We start from the raw sequence: 18,597 nt of genomic DNA, 5'->3' as shown, positions 1-18,597 counted from the left end.
GTCTGGTGATAATGGCGAAGAGGTCACACCCGTTCCCATGCCGAACACGGAAGTTAAGCTCTTCAGCGCCGATGGTAGTTGGGGGATCTCCCCCTGTGAGAGTAGGACGTCGCCAGGCAAATAGAAAAAGAGTAGCTCATTGTGAGTTACTCTTTTTTGATTAATGCGAATGGGTAGGTGGTGTTTCGTGTTTGGGTAATAATTGGTAAAAGACGCATATAACAAAAAAGTGACGCAAATATCACCGAAAACGACGCAAATAATAAAATTATGACGCAATTCCCTCCGATAATGACGCAAAAAAGATAAAAAAGACGCAATCCTCACCAAGCAAGTCCATTCTAATGTTACAACTTCCCATCAAAAGTCCTCAAAAAGCTCATTTCCCCGTCAACTCTGCTCTGAACTTGCTCGAAATGACCTTATTTTCTCCAGATTTCCATCTTAATCTCCCCGTTTACCACCAGATCCCCTACTCATACCCCAACCAACAAAATCAACACATTCCCCTCTCCCAATCTAAAACATTATCAAGGCGTGCCACCAATATGCCAACATCTTTTCACAATCTTTTTTAGAGAGACATACACAGACATGGTGACAGTTACATAAGATTAGAGTACACTTGATTATTCTGTCAGTTTAAATGTTTAAAATAATGTATACAATTAGTGGTTTTGAGGCAGAATTGATTGTATGGAGGTGGAGAGCCCTATGGAGCGTAAGGCTGCTTTGGAAGAGTGTATCGTATGTCACGTTGAGAAGAAGGTTGGAATCCATCTATACACATCGTTTATCTGCACAGAATGTGAGAATGAAATGGTTCATACAGAAACGAATGATCCTTTGTATAAAACGTTTATTCAAAGGCTGAAAAAAGTGAATACTCCTCAAATCTACTCATAACCAGAATGTATACATGGTTATGATTTTTTTTGTCAATATTGCCAGTTTCCTAGGTTCATACGTTTACAATCGATAAGATTTGAATTATCCAGCCCATTGAGGAGCACGGGTGTGATACGATATGTATGGATATTTTTATTGAGGAGATACGTTGAATGAAGCGAGATCATACACGAACCCCGCTTATTGAAGCGATAGAAGGACATCGGTCCGTTAACCCTATTTCATTTCATGTGCCGGGGCATAAGAACGGATTAATGATGATGGGAAATCATTCTTTTTATCAAGGGGATCTTACAGAGTTAAGCGGACTGGATGATTTACATGATCCGCATGGGGCGATAGCGGAAGCTGAGGACATGCTTGCGGATGTATATGGTTCATTGAAGAGTTATTTTTTGGTGAATGGGAGTACAGTCGGGAATATCGCGGCGATTCTTTCTTCCTGTGAACCTGGGGATATCGTGTTTGTTCAACGGAACTGTCATAAGTCAGTGTTGAATGGTATCAAACTTGCCCGGGCTGTTCCGGTATTCATCGAAACAGAGTGGGATCAGGCAGGGACTTCCCTTGGTGTTCGGTTTGATTCCGTGAAGAAGGCGCTGTTGGCGTTCCCGCATGTGAAAGCATGCGTACTGACGTATCCGACTTATTATGGATACGCCTATAATATTAGAAAGATAATGGAAGAGTTACATAAATACGATGTCACGTGTATCATTGATGAGGCCCACGGAGCTCATTTTACTTTGGGCACACCTTTTCCTGAGACTGCTTTGGATTGTGGGGCAGATATTGTGATTCAATCGGCACATAAGATGCTTCCGGCCATGACGATGGGGTCGTATTTACATATTGGAAGTAATCGGGTGAATGGGCGTAAGGTAAAAGAGTATTTAGCTATGCTACAATCAAGTAGTCCGTCGTATCCGATTATGGCATCACTTGATTATGCGAGATCATATGTCGGGACGTTTTCTGAAGAAGATTTGGATCAAACGCTTCAGGAAGTCAGCCGTTTTTTGCAAGCAGTCGAGGAGATTCATCCTCAGCTGATTGTTGAACAGTCACATGATCCCTTAAAGCTTATCTTGAAGCTTGAGGGACGGACGGGATATGTGCTGCAGGAATGGCTAGAGTCAGAAGGGATTTTCCCTGAACTTGCTGATCCTTCACAAGTATTACTGATCCTTCCTCTTGTAAAGAGGGGACTTTCGTTTCCATACGAAGAGGCGGTCAAAAGGATATCCAGGGCGCTTGAGAATGTACCGGTTGTAGAGGTGAGCCCGGTCATACGTCCAAAGCATTCAGTAAGGGAATCCCACTTCTCCACCTTAGAGTTGGCGCTTGAGGAAATGGACGCGAAGACGGAAGTCCTTGTTTCACTGGATGAGGCGGAAGGTGAGATTTCGGCTGGAATGGTGACGCCTTATCCACCAGGAATTCCTCTGTTGGTACCTGGTGAAAGGATCTCAGCCGAGGTAATCTGGCGGTTAAATGAGTATATAGTGAATAAGGCAAATATACAAGGTCATCATCGTTTGGTTGACCGCTGTGTGTTTGTATATCGATAAGCGGAGGGAAATAGATGACAAAAGGATTGTTCATTACCGTTGAAGGCCCCGAGGGAGCCGGGAAATCAACGATATTATCAGAGTTATATCAACAACTGAAGCAGGATGGATTGGATGTTGTTCAGACGAGGGAACCTGGGGGCATTTCAATTGCCGAGCAGATAAGGAAAGTCATATTAAATACAGACAATACCGAAATGGATATGCGGACGGAAGCTCTGTTATATGCCGCTGCGAGACGGCAGCATCTGGTGGAGAAGGTGATCCCGGCCCTTAACGAAGGAAAGGTCGTCATTTGTGATCGCTTCATTGACAGCTCCCTCGCGTACCAGGGGAATGCCCGTGGAATCGGGATGGAAGAAGTCATGAATATCAATCAATTTGCGATTGAGGATAGAATGCCGGATTTAACGCTTTACTTTGATATCGATCCTGAAGAAGGGTTAAAGAGAATTGCTAAACATAATGGTAGAGAAGTGAATCGTTTAGATCTGGAATCAATGGATTTTCATACCCGTGTCTGGGATGGATATCAGAAATTAATCAAACAGTATCCGGATCGTATCCAGGTCATCGATGCGAGTAAGAGTAAGGAAGCCGTGTTAGCGGATGCATATGAAATCGTGACGGGTTACTTGAACAAGTAAGAGAATAAGAGGACGGACTTCTAAGCAAACATCTATGCTAAGAAGTCCGTCTCTTTTTTAGATGAAGCATTGGAGTCCTTTCAATGATATAATAGAAGGAAGTAAATGGCTTTATAACGGAGGAATCATTCATGAAGGTAATTATGGCAGTTGTGCAGGATAAAGATAGCAATCGTTTGTCTAATGCCCTGATGGAACATAATTTTCGTTCGACAAAATTAGCGAGTACCGGTGGGTTTTTGAAGTCCGGTAATACCACATTCATTATTGGTACGGAGGATATCCGTGTGGAGAAGGCGTTACAGGTCATTAAAGAAAATTGTCAGTCCCGTGACCAAATGGTGGCACCTGTATCCCCTATGGGAGGAAATGCAGATTCCTATGTGCCTTATCCTGTTGAAGTGGCTGTAGGTGGAGCAACGGTTTTCGTTCTCCCTGTCGATCAGTTTCATCAGTTCTAAAGTGAGGTTCAACGTATGAAAATTAACCAAGACCACCGTGTGTCTTTAGATAATGTCGCGAAAGACCAGAGATCTGTCAATTCTGGTCAAGTCAAGTTCGGGCAGCTTGTTCAGAAGCATGATCAGAAGATGCAGATGGACCAGCTCAATAAGCTTCTTGTGACGATAGAAGATGCAGGAAGCCGTTTAGCAAAGTCCAGGACGTTCAAAGATCTTGCCAAGTATAAAACATTGGTCAAGAAGTTTGTGCGGGAAGCCGTTGATTTTGGAATGGACTTGAAGCAATCCCATACATGGAATCAGTATGGAGAGGGACGAAAGCTTAATATCGTCGAAACAGTTGATCAGCATCTTGTTGGTTTAACTGAAGATGTGTTGGATAAAGAGAAGAAATCCATTGATATATTAGGAAAGATCGGGGAAATAAAAGGTCTCCTTATTAATCTTTATATGTAAGAGAGTGATGTTAAGACATGTTGTTTGAAGAGATACAACCATTTCAGCCCGTCGTCCTTCAGATGCTGCAGAATAGTATATTGAAGGATCGTGTCGCTCATGCTTATTTATTTGAGGGTGAAAAAGGGACACGAAAGAAAGAAATGAGCATCCTGTTCGCCAAAGCACTGCTTTGCCTGAACCGGGTGGACGGTAAGCCGTGTGAAGAGTGCAACAACTGTAAAAGAATTAATCACGGAAATCATCCGGATCTCCATATCGTCGAGCCTGATGGTCTATCCATAAAGAAGGACCAAATAAAAAGTCTGCAAGAAGAATTCTCGAAGACGGGTGTAGAATCCAAGAAGAAGATTTACATCATTGTCCATGGAGATAAAATGACAGCTAATGCGGCTAATAGCCTACTAAAGTTTCTTGAAGAACCGTTAGCGGATACAACCGCGATTCTGATTACTGAAAATATTCATAGGATCTTGCCTACGATCCTTTCAAGGTGCCAGACGATTTCATTTAAGCCGTTACCGAAAGAACAACTGACGAAACAATTAATGGAAGAAGGAATACAACCACATTTTGCCACTCTCGCAGCAAACTTAACCAATCATTATGAGGAAGCTGTAGAAATATGTCAAAATGAGTGGTTTGCACAAGCAAGAATAATAGTGTTAAAATTATATGAAGTCCTCCAAAAAAGTCCCTTCCAAGCAATGGTCAAAATACAAGAGGATTTTGTACAGCACTTCAAAGAAAAAGATCAAGTCGATCGAGCTTTGGATCTTTTACTTCTAATATATAAAGACTTACTTCATATCCAGCTGGGAAAAGAAGAACAGCTCGTGTACCCGGACCAAAAGGAAAACTGGAAATCAAACGCACTTCAAGTATCAACCAATCGTCTTTCTACTAATATGACGGTGATCCTTGAAGCAAAACGCAAATTAAACGCCAATATGAATTCGCAGCTGCTAGTAGAACAGCTTATGCTAAAACTGCAGGGGTGATGGTCCTTTGTACGATGTTGTAGGAGTTCGCTTTAAAAAAGCGGGTAAAATCTATTATTTCGATCCCGGTGAACTGGACATTCAAAAAGATTGCTATGTAATCGTTGAAACCGTTCGCGGAGTCGAATTCGGTAAAGTAGTCGTAGAGAGAAAGCAAGTCGGAGAAAACGATGTAGTGCTTCCTTTGAAAAAAGTGATCCGGATCGCAGATCAAAAGGATCGTTTGATTGTAGATGAGAACAAGTCGTCTGCAACGGAAGCCTATAACGTATGTTGTGATAAAATTAATCAGCATCAATTAGATATGAAATTGGTAGATGTAGAATATACATTCGATCGTAATAAAGTCATATTCTATTTTACGGCTGATGGACGTGTTGATTTCCGGGAGCTGGTGAAAGATCTGGCCTCCATTTTCCGTACGCGTATTGAACTTCGTCAGATTGGCGTTCGTGACGAAGCAAAAATGCTGGGTGGTATTGGTCCTTGTGGCCGCATGCTATGTTGTTCAACCTTTTTAGGGGATTTTGAACCTGTATCCATAAAGATGGCGAAGGATCAAAATCTATCTCTTAATCCAACGAAGATTTCAGGTTTATGCGGACGTTTAATGTGCTGTCTGAAATATGAGAACGACGAATATGAAGCAGCAAAAGAAGAATTACCTGATATCGGAGAAGTGATTAAGACACCTAATGGGAAAGGTAAAGTGGTAGGTCTTAATATTCTTGAGCGTATTCTTCAGGTAGAAATCAAAGAAGAAGAACGGGTTCTGGAATTTACATTAGATGAAATTATGAACGAGGGTGCCGTATCATTCCAAGCCACAGAGTAACGGGGTGTAGTGTCGTGGATAAGAAAGAGTTCTTTGATTCAGTCAGTAACATGGAACAACAAATTGGTCATTTATATCATCAATTGGGTGAGCTCAAACAATGCCTAGCTGAGATGTTAGAGGAGAATAACTCTTTGAAGCTTGAAAATGAGCATTTGCGCCGTAGACTGGAACAAACAGAGAACTCACCTAAAAAGGTACAAAAAAACAGCGATGCGGGTACGACGAGTGAGTCAGACATAGACTTAGAAGATAAAACACTGGATATCGGAGAAGGCTATGACAATCTAGCCCGATTATACCAGGAAGGATTTCATATTTGTAACATACATTTCGGAAGTCCCCGGAAGGATGAAGACTGCTTATTCTGCCTTTCTTTCTTAAACAAGAAATAGAGGAGCACCTCATCCTCCCGAAACAGCATACAAATCACAAGAAGGACTGATCCATGTCTAGTGGGATTGGTCCTTTTTATTCGAAAAGCGTAGGCGGCTTGGTCAGGCCCGACAAGCATAAGATGAAGTGGCAGGAAAGGCGTTCTGTGCCTTTTCGGTCACTTTAACTTATGACCTCGAGGGGCTAGCCGCCGGAGCTAGACAATCGAAAAGCGTAGGCGGCTTGGTCAGGCCCGACAAGCGTAAGATGAAGTGGCCGGAAAGGCGTTCTGTGCCTTTTCGGTCACTTTAGCTTATGACCTCGAGGGGCTAGCCGCCGGAGCTGGACAATCGAAAAGCGGAAGGGGCTCGTACTGGGGCGACAAGCTTAAGACGAGTAACCCGGAAAGGCGTTCTTTGCCTTTTTGGGTTAATTGGCTTAAGACCTCGAGCCCCAAGCCCCTGGAGCTGGACAAATCGAAAAGCAAAACACATATAATAGAAGAAATATGGAGGAAACCGATGGTCGAGTTAAAAGAAGATGAACGCTTAGATTATTTATTAGCTGAGAATATGAGGATCATCCAAAGTCCATCTGTTTTCTCATTTTCAACAGATGCGGTTCTTTTGGCCCACTTCAGCTACTTGCCTATTCATAAAGGAAAAGTGGTGGACTTGTGTTCAGGTAACGGAATCATTCCTTTATTACTTAGTGCAAGAACGAATGTCCACATTACAGGTGTGGAAATCCAAGAGCGGTTGTTTGATATGGCCCAAAGAAGCGTCGAGTATAATGCTCGCCAAGATCAGATAACGATGAAATTGGGGGATGTTAAGGAGATTGATCAACTTCTTCATCATTCCCACTACGATGTGGTCACTTGTAATCCTCCCTATTTCAATACGCCACCGGGAGATAAACGAAATGTGAATGAGCACTATGCGATTGCCCGCCATGAAATCTTATGTAGCCTCGAAGATACCATCAAAGCTTCAAGCTACTTATTGAAGCAGGGAGGAAAAGCATCCTTTGTGCACCGGCCTGGTCGATTGATGGACATCTTATCCTTGATGAGGAAACATCGTCTTGAGCCGAAACGGTTGCGCTTCGTCTATCCGAAGCCGGGAAGAGAAGCCAACACGATATTAATTGAAGGAATAAAAGATGGGAAACCAGACCTAAAAATCCTTCCTCCATTATATGTGTATGATGATCAAAATCAGTATTCCCAAGAAGTACATGATATGCTATTTGGACATACTGATACAAACCAACAAACGTGATTCAGGAGGTGAGTGATACAATGAACCAGCAAAAAAGTTTTCAGGATGGTGATAAAGGTAGCTTGTACCTCGTTCCAACACCAATCGGGAACTTAGAGGATATGACGTTCCGTGCCATCCGCATGATGAAGGAAGCGTCTGTCATCGCAGCCGAAGACACAAGAAATACGAAGAAACTGTGCAATTACTTTGAAATTGATACGCCGATCATTAGCTATCATGAGCATAATAAAGAAACGAGCGGGCAGAAGCTGATTGAACGGATGAAGAAAGGCGAGCTTGTAGCCCTTGTGAGTGATGCAGGAATGCCATCCATCTCAGATCCTGGGTTTGAACTGGTGAAAGAAGCCATTCATCATGAAATTGCGGTGATTCCATTGCCTGGTGCAAATGCAGCGCTTACGGCTCTCATCGCTTCAGGCTTATCCCCGCAGCCATTTTATTTCTATGGTTTTTTACACAGAGGAAAAAAGGATAAGCGAGCTGAACTTGAAACACTCAAATCTTTGGAAGAGACATTTATCCTATATGAATCACCCCATAGATTAAAAGAAACATTAAAAGAACTCTATGCCGCTCTCGGGAACAGGCAAATCGTCATTTGTCGCGAGCTCACGAAAAAGTTTGAGGAATTCATCCGCGGGTCTCTTGAAGAAGTCATGGAATGGGCAAACGATGGGGAAGTTCGCGGGGAATTCTGCTTATTGATCGAAGGAGCAGGACCAACGGATAAAGAAAATGAAGAGGTGTGGTGGAGCAGCTTCTCTCTTCAGGAACATGTTGACCACTATGTAAATGAAAAAAGCCTGTCATCCAAAGAAGCCATCAAGCAAGTTTCAAAAGAACGATCCCTGCCAAAGCGTGAAGTGTATCAAGCTTATCACGTCGAATAAAGAGAGATCAGTCAACATGATCAAAAAAAAGCCTGAGTCGAGTGACTCAGGCTTTTGATATAGTAACAACAAATTATTTTGATTGTAATGATTCCTGGATTTCTTTCAGTAATTGATCTGCACCTTCACGGCTAAGAACTAATTTACCGTTAGCAAGCTTGATGTTGTCATCAGAAACTTCACCAGTGATTTGGCAAGTCATGCTTGGCTTGTATTTCTTTAAGATGATTCTTTCGTCATCCACGTAAATTTCCAAAGCATCTTTCTCTGCAATACCTAGTGTACGGCGTAATTCGATAGGAATAACGACACGGCCTAATTCATCAACTTTTCTTACAATACCTGTAGACTTCATTTGAGAATCTCCTCCAAATAAAATGATTTATCTCTATCTATTTCGTCAATATTCGACAAATTTCTTTTACTGTTTCTATCATACCAACGATTAGGTATCTCGTCAATAATTAAATCTGACAATTATTAATAAAAAATGGATGTTCAAATACTGATATAATAAGCTTTACGCTTTGTTGTAAATAATTGTATTACCAATTGAATATTATTGTAATGAATGTAATAGTAATAAATTTTGTCGAATTTTCTTTATAATCATTTCTAATTCGACAATAATCGACAATGTTCAACGGGTAATTCGACATAATCGATTGTTAGCAATGTTTAGTTGCAGAAACCCTTTATTTTAGGTATATTTTGATGAGATAAGAGGTTAAGATGATAGGTAAGTGTCTTTTAATTGGATGTATATTACAAACATACCGCTATAAACCATTCGGAGGGTTTTTTGGCTTTATGGGGGTATATTTAAAAAAGAGGAGGAACAGAAAGTGGAAGAAAAATTAAACACCTTCTATATTACAACACCGATTTATTATCCAAGTGGAAATTTACATATTGGACATGCATACACCACGGTTGCAGGTGATGCCATGGCCCGTTATAAGAGAATGCGTGGATTCGATGTCATGTATCTGACAGGTACGGACGAGCATGGACAGAAGATTCAAAGAAAGGCTCAGGAAGAGGGAATCACTCCTCAAGAATACGTAGACGGTATTGTCAGTGGAATCAAAGACCTTTGGGGGAAACTAGATATATCTTATGATGACTTCATCCGGACGACGGAAAAGCGTCATAAGGATATTGTGGAAAAAATCTTCAATCAGCTTGTTGAGCAAGGGGATATTTATCTTGATCAGTATGAAGGGTGGTATTGTACACCGTGTGAATCTTTCTTTACTGAAAGACAGTTGGAAAACGGGAACTGTCCGGATTGTGGCCGCCCGGTTGAAAAAGTAAAGGAAGAATCGTATTTCTTCAAGATGAGTAAATACGTCGATCGACTACTGGCTTATTATGAAGAGAACCCAGAGTTCATTCAACCTGAGTCCCGTAAGAATGAGATGGTGAACAACTTCATTAAACCTGGTTTGGAAGACTTGGCTGTTTCACGTACGACCTTTGATTGGGGAGTGAAAGTGCCAGGAGATCCAAAGCACGTCATTTATGTGTGGATCGATGCTCTTTCTAACTATATTACTGCATTGGGATATGGCAGCGAAAATGATGCCAATTACTTGAAATATTGGCCCGCCGATGTACATCTTGTAGGGAAAGAGATTGTCCGTTTCCATACGATTTACTGGCCGATCATGCTGATGGCTTTAGATCTTCCACTTCCTAAGAAGGTATTCGCTCACGGCTGGCTTCTGATGAAGGATGGAAAAATGTCCAAGTCTAAAGGGAACGTCGTTGATCCCGTTACTCTTATCGATCGCTATGGTCTTGATTCTCTTCGTTACTATCTGTTAAGAGAAGTACCATTTGGATCGGACGGGGTCTTCACACCGGAAGGATTTGTAGAGAGAATCAACTTTGACCTGGCAAATGATCTTGGGAATCTGTTAAATCGAACAGTGGCCATGATTAATAAATACTTTGATGGAGTCATTCCGACTTATGTGGATTCCAAAGGGGAGTTTGACCAAGCCCTTCTGGATATGAATACCGAAACCGTCAAGAAGTACGAATCTGCCATGGAAAATATGGAGTTTTCAGTGGCACTGTCGAGTCTTTGGCAGTTAATCAGCCGCACGAATAAATACATCGATGAAACACAGCCTTGGGCATTAGCGAAAGATGAAAGCAAGAAAGAAGAACTTGGCAGTGTCATGAGTCACTTAGCTGAATCATTGCGCAGAGTCGCCGTACTATTGCAACCATTCTTGACCAGAACACCTAAGAAGATTTTTGAGCAACTGAATCTTCATGACGAAAAAATGCACACTTGGGAGAGTCTGGAGAGCTTTGGAGCCATACCGGCAGGAACCGAAGTAGTCAAGAAAGGGGAACCAATCTTCCCTCGTCTTGAACTGCAAGAAGAAGTGAATTTCATAAAAGAGAAAATGCAGGGTTCTGCTCCTGTTGTAGAAGAGAAGAAAGAAGCTCCTGCAAAGGAAGAATCAGAAGAAATCGGAATTGACGATTTCATGAAAGTTGAGCTTCGTGTAGCCGAAGTCATTTCAGCGGAACCGGTTAAAAAAGCTGATAAACTTCTTAAGCTGCAACTGGATCTTGGATTTGAAAAACGTCAAGTAGTATCAGGGATTGCTAAGTTCTATCAGCCGGATGAATTGGTAGGGAAAAAAGTGATTTGTGTTACGAACTTGAAACCGGTAAAGCTTCGCGGAGAGCTTTCTCAAGGAATGATCCTTGCCGGAGAAGAGAACGGAACGCTGTCTCTTGCATCGATTGATCAATCTTTACCAAACGGAACAAAAGTAAAATAAGTCATTCACATGTTTTTAAGTTAAAGGGATGTTCCACGTGGAACATCCCTTTAGTATATTAAAATAATTAATTTCTTTATAATAGTAAGTTCTTGGTTCGATGTTATTATGTTGGAATAATTATTTAATAAGAAAGAAACAGATTGTTTTGGTTCTGCATCTGAAATGGTTAGAATGAAAGCAAACTGCAGACGAAACAGGTTAAATAAAAAATATCCATAGAAACCATAATATGTAATATGAATGTTACATGAATGTGATGCTTGTCATGCTTTTTTATATTAAACTTATCTTTATTACAAGGAGTGTCTTACATGCTATTTGATACACATGTTCATTTGAATGCTGAACAATTTGACGAAGATCTCGAGGAGGTAATTTCAAGAGCAAGAGAAGCTGGAGTTGAAAAGATGGTGGTCGTCGGTTTTGACCGTCCTACCATTAATCGGGCCATGGAGCTCATTGAGCAATATGATTTTTTATATGCCAGCATCGGTTGGCACCCAGTGGATGCAATTGATATGAAGGATGAAGATTTAACTTGGATAGAAGAACTGTCACATCACAAAAAAGTGGTGGCAATAGGAGAGATGGGTCTTGACTATCACTGGGATAAATCACCGAAAGATATTCAAAAAGAAGTATTCCGAAAACAGATTCAACTAGCTAAGAAAGTAAAGCTCCCGATCGTGATTCACAACCGTGATGCCACACAGGATATAGTGGATATTCTGAGGGAAGAAGGAGCGGGGGAAGTCGGAGGAATCATGCACTGTTTCAGTGGAAGCCCTGAAATCGCTCAAGAATGTGTGGACATGAATTTCTATATTTCCCTTGGTGGTCCTGTAACCTTCAAGAACGCAAAAAAACCAAAAGAGGTAGCAAAAGAAATCCCTTTGGAAAAACTTTTGATTGAGACCGATTGTCCCTACCTGGCTCCTCACCCATATAGAGGAAAGAGGAATGAGCCGGCTTACGTCAAGCTTGTGGCTGAACAAATTGCCGAGCTGAAAGAAGTGTCGCTGGAAGAAGTAGAAAAGATCACAACAGAAAATGCAAAAAAATTATTCAACATAAATTGACATCAACTATTGTCGAGAATTGAGAGAGCTTGTCCAAATAGTGAATGAAAACAAATAGTTCTACATAGGAATCTTGTTTCATAGGATAAACGTGTCGATAACTCTCTCTTTTCTTTTTCTTTCATTTTCTGCATAATATGTTTTGTGTTCCCTGGGTTGCAATATTTTGCTAGATTAAGTTAGAAGAAGTAAGGGTTGACAGTCGCTGGATAACTCTATATAATCACTCCGAGAAAAGGAGGCGTTTTTCATGAACTTTAAAGCCATGAAAAGCCTGTTTTCCAAGTCTTTGAGTCGAAGGAAATGGATTGTTACAATCGGAACATTGGTAACATCTGCAGCTGTATTTGGAATTCTTTTTTACGAAGGATCGAAGAACACTGTAGCATTGACCTTAGACGGCGAGCAAAAAGAGATTAGGACGCATGCAAACACGATTCAAGATATATTAAAAGAATTAGAGATTTCACCCCGCTCAGAAGACTATTTGTACCCCTCGGGGAATACGAAGGTTTCAAATAACATGAATATTATTTGGGAACCGGCAAAACAGGTAGGAATTACAGTAGGCGGTCAAGAGAAAAAGATCTGGACCACTGCTGATACAGTAAAAGAGTTACTCTCTGAAAATGAAATTAAAGTAGGAGAACATGATAAGGTCCAACCCAGCTTATCAGAAAAAGTAACAGGGAACATGAATGTAAAGATTAATACCGCATTTTCACTTAAGCTTGTAAACGGTGGAAAAGGGCAAAAGGTATGGTCTACTTCGACTACGGTCGCTGACTTTTTAAAGCAACAAGGAATTACACTAAAAGATTCAGACCGTGTTGAACCAAGTTTAGACAAAGTTGTTAAAGCAAATGATGTCGTAAATGTCGTTCGAGTTGAAAAAGTCACCGATGTAGTGGAAGAGACAAAAAATTTCACCGTTATTTCCAAGAAGGATTCTGACCTTTCAAAAGGGAAAGAGAAAGTCGTTCAAGAGGGTAAAAACGGAAAGATTGAAAAGAAATACGAAATTGTGAAAGAGAACGGCAAAGAAGTTTCCAGGAAGTTGATTAGTGAAAAAGTGGTGGAAGAAAGCCAGGACAAAATCATCAATGTCGGGACAAAGGTTTTGGTGGCCCAGGTTTCACGCGGAAGTTCTTCCTCTAGCTCAGCTTCAGCCGCTCCAAGTGGTGGAAGGGAATTCTATGTCAGTTCAACCGCATATACAGCTTCATGTAACGGATGCTCTGGCCATACGGCTACAGGCATCAATTTAAAAGCAAATCCAAATGTAAAAGTCATTGCAGTGGATCCTTCCGTCATTCCTTTAGGTTCAAAAGTATATGTTGAAGGTTATGGGTATGCTGTTGCAGCAGATACAGGCGGAGCCATCAAAGGGAATAAAATCGATGTGTTCTTCTCGTCAAAATCTGACGCTTATCGTTGGGGAAGAAAAACCATCAAAGTGAAAATACTGAACTAAGAGCAGGGAGTTTTCCTGCTTTTTTTTATTATTTGGTTAAAACCGTTATAATAACTTTAGGTCTTCATTTATTAGACGAAACAAAAAGCAGAAATGTTTCAATTTTTTTGGAGGAATTATGAAAATAAAAGAAATCATCGTAGTAGAAGGTAAAGATGATACAGTGGCCATACAGCGGGCTGTCAATGCAGACACGATCGAGACGAATGGTTCTGCCGTTTCGCCTGCTACTATAGAGAAAATCAAACACGCTCAGGAAAAAAGGGGCGTTATCATATTTACGGATCCCGATTACCCCGGAGAACGGATCCGAAAGATTGTGGCTGAAGCGGTACCTGGGTGTAAGCATGCCTTTGTACATAAAAAGGATGCGCTGCCAAAATCGGGCAGGGGAATCGGGGTGGAGCATGCAACCCCTGAGGTCATCCGTGAATCCTTGAAGGAAGCGCATGTGCTGGATGCCGAGCAGGAGGAAGTCATTACTCAAGATGATTTAATTCATGCAGGTTTGATAGGGAGCCCCCAGTCCAAGGACCGGAGAATAGCACTTGGAGAGAAGTTGAGAATCGGATACACTAATGGAAAACAGCTGCACAAACGATTACGGATGTTTAATATCCAAAAGGAAGAATTTAAAAAAGCGTTAATGGAAATCATTCAGGAGGAAGAACATGCATAAAGATATCGCAACCCCGATACGGACGAAAGAGATCCTTGCTAAGCATGGCTTTTCGTTTAAAAAAAGTCTTGGTCAAAACTTTTTGATTGACCCCAATATCCTACGGAACATAACAGAATATGCAGGCTTATCCGAGAAAACGGCCGCCATTGAAATCGGACCTGGTATAGGAGCACTGACTGAACATCTTGCCCGCACTTCCGGTAAAGTTGTGGCATTTGAAATCGATCAGCGTCTGATACCGATTCTGGATGACACGCTATCTCCTTATGACAACGTGAAAATCATAAATGAAGATGTCCTTGAGGCAGATGTTGCATCAATCATAAACAAAGAATTCGAAGGGTTCGACGATATTATGGTGGTAGCCAACCTCCCGTATTATGTCACAACACCCATCATTCTGAAATTATTGATGGAGCGTCTCCCGATTAGGGGAATATGTGTCATGCTTCAGAAGGAAGTAGGAGACCGTATTTCTGCTAAACCCGGAACAAAAGCATATGGTTCCCTTTCCATCGCGATTCAGTATTATACAGAGGCTGAAATGGTCATGACTGTCCCGAAAACGGTCTTTATGCCGCAGCCGAATGTGGATTCTGCCGTCATCCGATTAACGAAGCGTGAAAAGCCTCCAGTTGAGGTTATCAGTGAAGACTTCTTCTTTACCGTTACACGGTCTTCTTTCGCCCAAAGAAGAAAAACGATTCTGAATAACTTAACCAGTCAGCTCCCTCAAGGAAAAGAGAAGAAAGACTATATTCTGGACGCTTTATCTACTGCGGGGGTAGAACCTTCCCGCCGTGGAGAAACTCTGACGATACAAGAATTCGGCCGGTTAAGCGATGCATTGTACCCGCATTTTAAGTAACAATCAGTAAATGGCTAAACGTGAAACATCGTTTAGCCATTTTTTATGTTCGCGAATACTGAACATCGACCCCATTTTATTGACACCGAATATTCCAGCAATGCATAGGTTATCACAGGGAATATTTACTCAATGGATGATAAGGAAAAGGTGGAGAAGGGTAGGGCGAATGCTGATCCTCCTCGGCTTGTTGATTTCCTTTTTTGATTTCTCAATGCTTAGCCTATGGGAGTGACTGATGTGAATATCGAAATCAATGATGTCGTAGGTCGCCTTTCATATCAATGTGATATTTTATTCAGGGTAATAGATATCCGCATGATAGATGGTCTTAAAACGGCAGTGCTGTATGGTGAAGATTTTCGATTGATAGCGGATGCTCCTTTTCATGATTTGAAGAAGATGGACCCTAGAGAACAGGATCGGATTACACAGGAGTTTCGTTCGAAGGAGGAACAATCCCTTGACCTGTTCCGGCAGGACATAGAGCTTCTCAAGTATAAGCAGGAGTACAGGGTGACGAATGCTTATCGAGACGATTATAACTATTTCCAAGTCCCGGGGAAAGTGCTTCATCTTGATGGAGATCCCAGCTATTTAAGAAAGTGTCTAGATCTTTATGAAAAAATTGGTGTCCCGGTAAAAGGTGTTCACTGCAGTGAAACAGAGATGCCTCAACAAATAGGACCCCTTATTGATAAATATAGGCCGAATATTATCGTATTGACAGGTCATGATGCCTACTCAAAGTCGAAAGGTTCCAAGGGAGACATCAATGCCTATCGACACTCAAAATATTTTGTTCAAGCAGTAAGGGAAGCCCGTAGCAAATCCCCCCATTTGGATCAGCTTGTGATATTCGCAGGCGCATGTCAATCCCACTTTGAATCCCTGATCCATGCAGGGGCCAACTTTGCAAGTTCTCCTTCGAGAGTGAATATCCATGCCCTGGATCCGGTGTATATCGTGGCGAAGATTTGTTTTACCGGATTTAAGGATTCCGTAAATGTGTGGGATGTCATCCGGAATACATTGACAGGGGACAAAGGATTGGGTGGTATCGAGACGAAGGGTGTCCTCCGTACGGGTATGCCGTACAAAACCACGGAAAGTGAATAAGGAAGGTTCGACAAAACCTGTAATGACCTTGCAATTTATGCGCTAATTGTAAGGTCTATTTTAATTATGCATGTCATACACTGGTTAGGTGTTGATTTTTAGGCTGAGCCGGGTTACCCGTCATATGCTTGTCGGGACTAACCAATCCGCCTCCGCTTTTATTGATATCCAGCTCCGGCGGCTAGAGGCTCGAGGTCATAAGTCAAACCTGCCAAAAAGACAAAAAGCGCCTTTCCGGCAGGTTCGCCTTATGTTTGTCGCCTCTGACCAATCCGCCCCCGCTTTTATTTTTACATATTTTCTCATTGTTTGGGGAATGTTAGTGGTGTAGAAAAAACGTATTTTTTGTTGAATAAAATATATTGACAGGTGTTCATGATTCTTGTTAAAATTATAAATTTATTTGACTAAAATTACATAATGTGATATATTTAATTACAGTGAGGTGGAAGCGAAATGCCAAAAACATTAGCCGACATTAAAAGATCCCTTGATTCTAATCTGGGGAAACGTTTAATGCTTAAAGCAAACGGTGGACGTCGAAAAACAATTGAGCGTTCAGGTGTTCTAGCCGAAACGTATCCTTCTGTATTCGTGGTTCAACTGGATCAAGAAGAGAATGCGTTCGAACGAGTTTCTTACAGCTATGCAGATGTTCTCACTGAGACAGTTCAATTAACATTTTATGATGAAGCAACAGGAAATATCATCTTTAGCCAGCAGTAGACAATTGTTTGCTGCTTTTTTATTTGTTTAAACATACATGTTTTACATAATAACTTTCGTCATTTTTTGCCCTTCAGTACGCATACTAAGCATGTGGTGCATATCTGAAGGAGGTAGACAATGAGTAGAAGAAGAGGAATCATGTCTGATCAATTAAAAGCAGAAATCGCTCAGGAATTAGGATTCTATGATGTTGTTCAGAAGGATGGTTGGGGCGGTATCACGTCCCGGGACGCTGGGAATATGGTGAAGCGTGCAGTTGAACGGGCAAGCCGCCAACTTTCAGGAAGTCAACCACATTAACTCTTTTTACACATTTGGATTACATCTTTTTTCAGTACCATACAAAAGGGTCGCCTTAAAAGTGTAATGCTTTTTGGCGGCCTTTCTTTAGTAAGGGATCAGACCTTCTTTCCTATCAGTACTTTACGTGATAAAATAACATACTTGTATGAGTATGTTTAGAAGTTAACACTCTCTATAATAAGTGTATGATACAATATAACAAAGAGTATTGGTAAGAAGGTGATGATATGAGGTTATTAGTAAAGGCGCCGGCAAAAATTAACCTTTCACTTGATGTTTTACATAAACGTTCAGATGGTTACCATGAAGTTGAAATGGTTATGACGACAATTGATTTAGCGGATAGAATTGAACTTACGAATCTTTCAGACGATACGATCAAAATTCTTTCGCACAATCGATTTGTACCGGACGATGGGAGGAATCTTGCCTATCAGGCTGCACAGCTGCTTAAAGAGAGAATGAATATTAAGAAGGGTGTAGCCATTTCCATCGATAAAGTGATCCCTGTTGCTGCAGGGTTAGCCGGGGGAAGCAGTGATGCTGCAGCGACCCTTAAAGGACTGAATCGCTTGTGGGATTTAGGCCTTAGCATGGACGAGCTTGCAGAGCTTGGTGCGGAAATTGGCTCCGATGTATCGTTCTGTGTGTACGGAGGGACTGCATTAGCGTCAGGCAGGGGAGAGAAGATCAAACATCTTCCGGCTCCGCCAAACTGTTGGGTTATCTTAGCGAAACCAACAATAGGAGTTTCAACAGCGGATGTTTATAAAAATTTAGATCTTAAAAACATTTCACATCCGAATACAGGGGCAATGGTTTCTGCCTTGGAACATGGAAATTATCATGATATTTGCACCAATCTGGGCAATGTACTCGAATCGGTTACATTGGATATGCATCCTGAAGTCTCCCAGATTAAAGATCAAATGGAGCGTTTTGGTGCCGATGCTGTTCTGATGAGCGGGAGCGGCCCGACAGTATATGGATTAGTGCAATATGAATCAAGACTCCATCGCATTTACAATGGTTTAAGAGGGTTTTGTGATCAGGTTTTCGCAGTGCGTATGCTTGGAGATTAAGACCTCTTGCCGAAATCCGT

Annotated in this window: 20 protein-coding genes and 1 rRNA gene; 20 read left to right on the top strand and 1 reads right to left on the bottom strand. The window is 41.5% G+C overall.

Features of this window, described 5'->3' with window-relative positions; genetic code table 11:
- The first annotated feature begins 1 nt into the window (after window position 1).
- The 11 genes from rrf (at window position 2) to rsmI (ending at window position 8,431) form a co-directional block, all read left to right on the top strand.
- Window positions 2-118 (top strand): 5S ribosomal RNA (gene rrf, locus LCL96_RS22965).
- A 596-nt stretch (window positions 119-714) separates the two neighbouring features.
- Window positions 715-906, top strand: coding sequence for a sigma factor G inhibitor Gin (locus LCL96_RS22960; RefSeq protein WP_224945596.1), 192 nt, complete (start codon window positions 715-717; stop codon window positions 904-906).
- Window positions 907-1,061: 155 nt separating this feature from the next.
- Window positions 1,062-2,480, top strand: a complete 1,419-nt coding sequence (locus LCL96_RS22955) for an aminotransferase class I/II-fold pyridoxal phosphate-dependent enzyme (RefSeq protein ID WP_224945595.1) — start codon at window positions 1,062-1,064, stop codon at window positions 2,478-2,480.
- A 14-nt stretch (window positions 2,481-2,494) separates the two neighbouring features.
- The gene (tmk, locus tag LCL96_RS22950; protein ID WP_224945594.1) at window positions 2,495-3,127 is read left to right on the top strand and encodes a dTMP kinase; all 633 of its coding nucleotides are present in this window, start codon (window positions 2,495-2,497) and stop codon (window positions 3,125-3,127) included.
- Between the two features lie 131 nt (window positions 3,128-3,258).
- Window positions 3,259-3,588: a cyclic-di-AMP receptor gene (locus tag LCL96_RS22945; RefSeq protein ID WP_224945593.1), complete on the top strand. Its 330-nt coding sequence runs from the start codon at window positions 3,259-3,261 to the stop codon at window positions 3,586-3,588.
- A 15-nt stretch (window positions 3,589-3,603) separates the two neighbouring features.
- Complete coding sequence (locus LCL96_RS22940; protein WP_224945592.1) at window positions 3,604-4,044, top strand: YaaR family protein; 441 nt, start codon at window positions 3,604-3,606, stop codon at window positions 4,042-4,044.
- 17 nt (window positions 4,045-4,061) lie between these two features.
- Window positions 4,062-5,045 (top strand): DNA polymerase III subunit delta', encoded by a 984-nt coding sequence (gene holB / locus LCL96_RS22935; RefSeq protein WP_224945590.1) that lies wholly within the window; start codon window positions 4,062-4,064, stop codon window positions 5,043-5,045.
- A gap of 7 nt (window positions 5,046-5,052) precedes the next feature.
- Window positions 5,053-5,880, top strand: a complete 828-nt coding sequence (locus LCL96_RS22930; RefSeq protein WP_219170339.1) for a stage 0 sporulation family protein — start codon at window positions 5,053-5,055, stop codon at window positions 5,878-5,880.
- A 14-nt stretch (window positions 5,881-5,894) separates the two neighbouring features.
- Window positions 5,895-6,275: a DNA replication initiation control protein YabA gene (yabA, locus tag LCL96_RS22925; RefSeq protein ID WP_224945589.1), complete on the top strand. Its 381-nt coding sequence runs from the start codon at window positions 5,895-5,897 to the stop codon at window positions 6,273-6,275.
- Window positions 6,276-6,776: 501 nt separating this feature from the next.
- Window positions 6,777-7,538 carry a tRNA1(Val) (adenine(37)-N6)-methyltransferase gene (locus tag LCL96_RS22920; protein WP_224945588.1) on the top strand — a complete coding sequence of 254 codons (762 nt, stop codon included), beginning with the start codon at window positions 6,777-6,779 and terminating at the stop codon, window positions 7,536-7,538.
- Between the two features lie 20 nt (window positions 7,539-7,558).
- Window positions 7,559-8,431 carry a 16S rRNA (cytidine(1402)-2'-O)-methyltransferase gene (gene rsmI, locus LCL96_RS22915; RefSeq protein ID WP_224945587.1) on the top strand — a complete coding sequence of 291 codons (873 nt, stop codon included), beginning with the start codon at window positions 7,559-7,561 and terminating at the stop codon, window positions 8,429-8,431.
- A 73-nt stretch (window positions 8,432-8,504) separates the two neighbouring features.
- On the opposite strand, the gene LCL96_RS22910 is transcribed toward rsmI, so the two are convergent.
- Window positions 8,505-8,786: an AbrB/MazE/SpoVT family DNA-binding domain-containing protein gene (locus tag LCL96_RS22910; protein WP_034762946.1), complete on the bottom strand. Its 282-nt coding sequence runs from the start codon at window positions 8,784-8,786 to the stop codon at window positions 8,505-8,507.
- A 433-nt stretch (window positions 8,787-9,219) separates the two neighbouring features.
- Between LCL96_RS22910 and metG the strand changes: the two genes are divergently transcribed.
- The 9 genes from metG to ispE all read left to right on the top strand — a co-directional run bounded on the left by metG (window position 9,220) and on the right by ispE (window position 18,577).
- Window positions 9,220-11,238, top strand: coding sequence for a methionine--tRNA ligase (metG, locus tag LCL96_RS22905; RefSeq protein ID WP_224945600.1), 2,019 nt, complete (start codon window positions 9,220-9,222; stop codon window positions 11,236-11,238).
- A gap of 314 nt (window positions 11,239-11,552) precedes the next feature.
- The gene (locus LCL96_RS22900; protein ID WP_224945585.1) at window positions 11,553-12,320 is read left to right on the top strand and encodes a TatD family hydrolase; all 768 of its coding nucleotides are present in this window, start codon (window positions 11,553-11,555) and stop codon (window positions 12,318-12,320) included.
- 250 nt (window positions 12,321-12,570) lie between these two features.
- Window positions 12,571-13,794, top strand: coding sequence for a G5 and 3D domain-containing protein (locus LCL96_RS22895; RefSeq protein WP_224945584.1), 1,224 nt, complete (start codon window positions 12,571-12,573; stop codon window positions 13,792-13,794).
- Window positions 13,795-13,912: 118 nt separating this feature from the next.
- Window positions 13,913-14,473 (top strand): ribonuclease M5, encoded by a 561-nt coding sequence (gene rnmV, locus LCL96_RS22890; protein WP_224945582.1) that lies wholly within the window; start codon window positions 13,913-13,915, stop codon window positions 14,471-14,473.
- Window positions 14,466-15,344 carry a 16S rRNA (adenine(1518)-N(6)/adenine(1519)-N(6))-dimethyltransferase RsmA gene (gene rsmA, locus LCL96_RS22885; RefSeq protein ID WP_224945580.1) on the top strand — a complete coding sequence of 293 codons (879 nt, stop codon included), beginning with the start codon at window positions 14,466-14,468 and terminating at the stop codon, window positions 15,342-15,344. Before rnmV ends, rsmA begins: the two co-directional genes overlap by 8 nt.
- A 240-nt stretch (window positions 15,345-15,584) precedes the next feature.
- On the top strand, window positions 15,585-16,463 hold the full coding sequence (gene yabG, locus LCL96_RS22880; RefSeq protein ID WP_224945578.1) for a sporulation peptidase YabG: 879 nt from the start codon (window positions 15,585-15,587) through the stop codon (window positions 16,461-16,463).
- Window positions 16,464-16,919: 456 nt separating this feature from the next.
- Entirely contained in the window at window positions 16,920-17,189 is a 270-nt protein-coding gene (veg, locus tag LCL96_RS22875; RefSeq protein ID WP_032085220.1) for a biofilm formation stimulator Veg, read from the top strand.
- Window positions 17,190-17,309: 120 nt separating this feature from the next.
- Entirely contained in the window at window positions 17,310-17,492 is a 183-nt protein-coding gene (locus tag LCL96_RS22870) for a small, acid-soluble spore protein, alpha/beta type (protein ID WP_224945576.1), read from the top strand.
- Between the two features lie 230 nt (window positions 17,493-17,722).
- Complete coding sequence (gene ispE / locus LCL96_RS22865; protein ID WP_224945575.1) at window positions 17,723-18,577, top strand: 4-(cytidine 5'-diphospho)-2-C-methyl-D-erythritol kinase; 855 nt, start codon at window positions 17,723-17,725, stop codon at window positions 18,575-18,577.
- Window positions 18,578-18,597: the final 20 nt, after the last annotated feature.

Source organism: Rossellomorea aquimaris (assembly GCF_020172085.1).
Classification (GTDB): domain Bacteria; phylum Bacillota; class Bacilli; order Bacillales; family Bacillaceae_B; genus Rossellomorea; species Rossellomorea aquimaris_E.
This window is presented reverse-complemented; position numbering and strand designations above follow the sequence as displayed.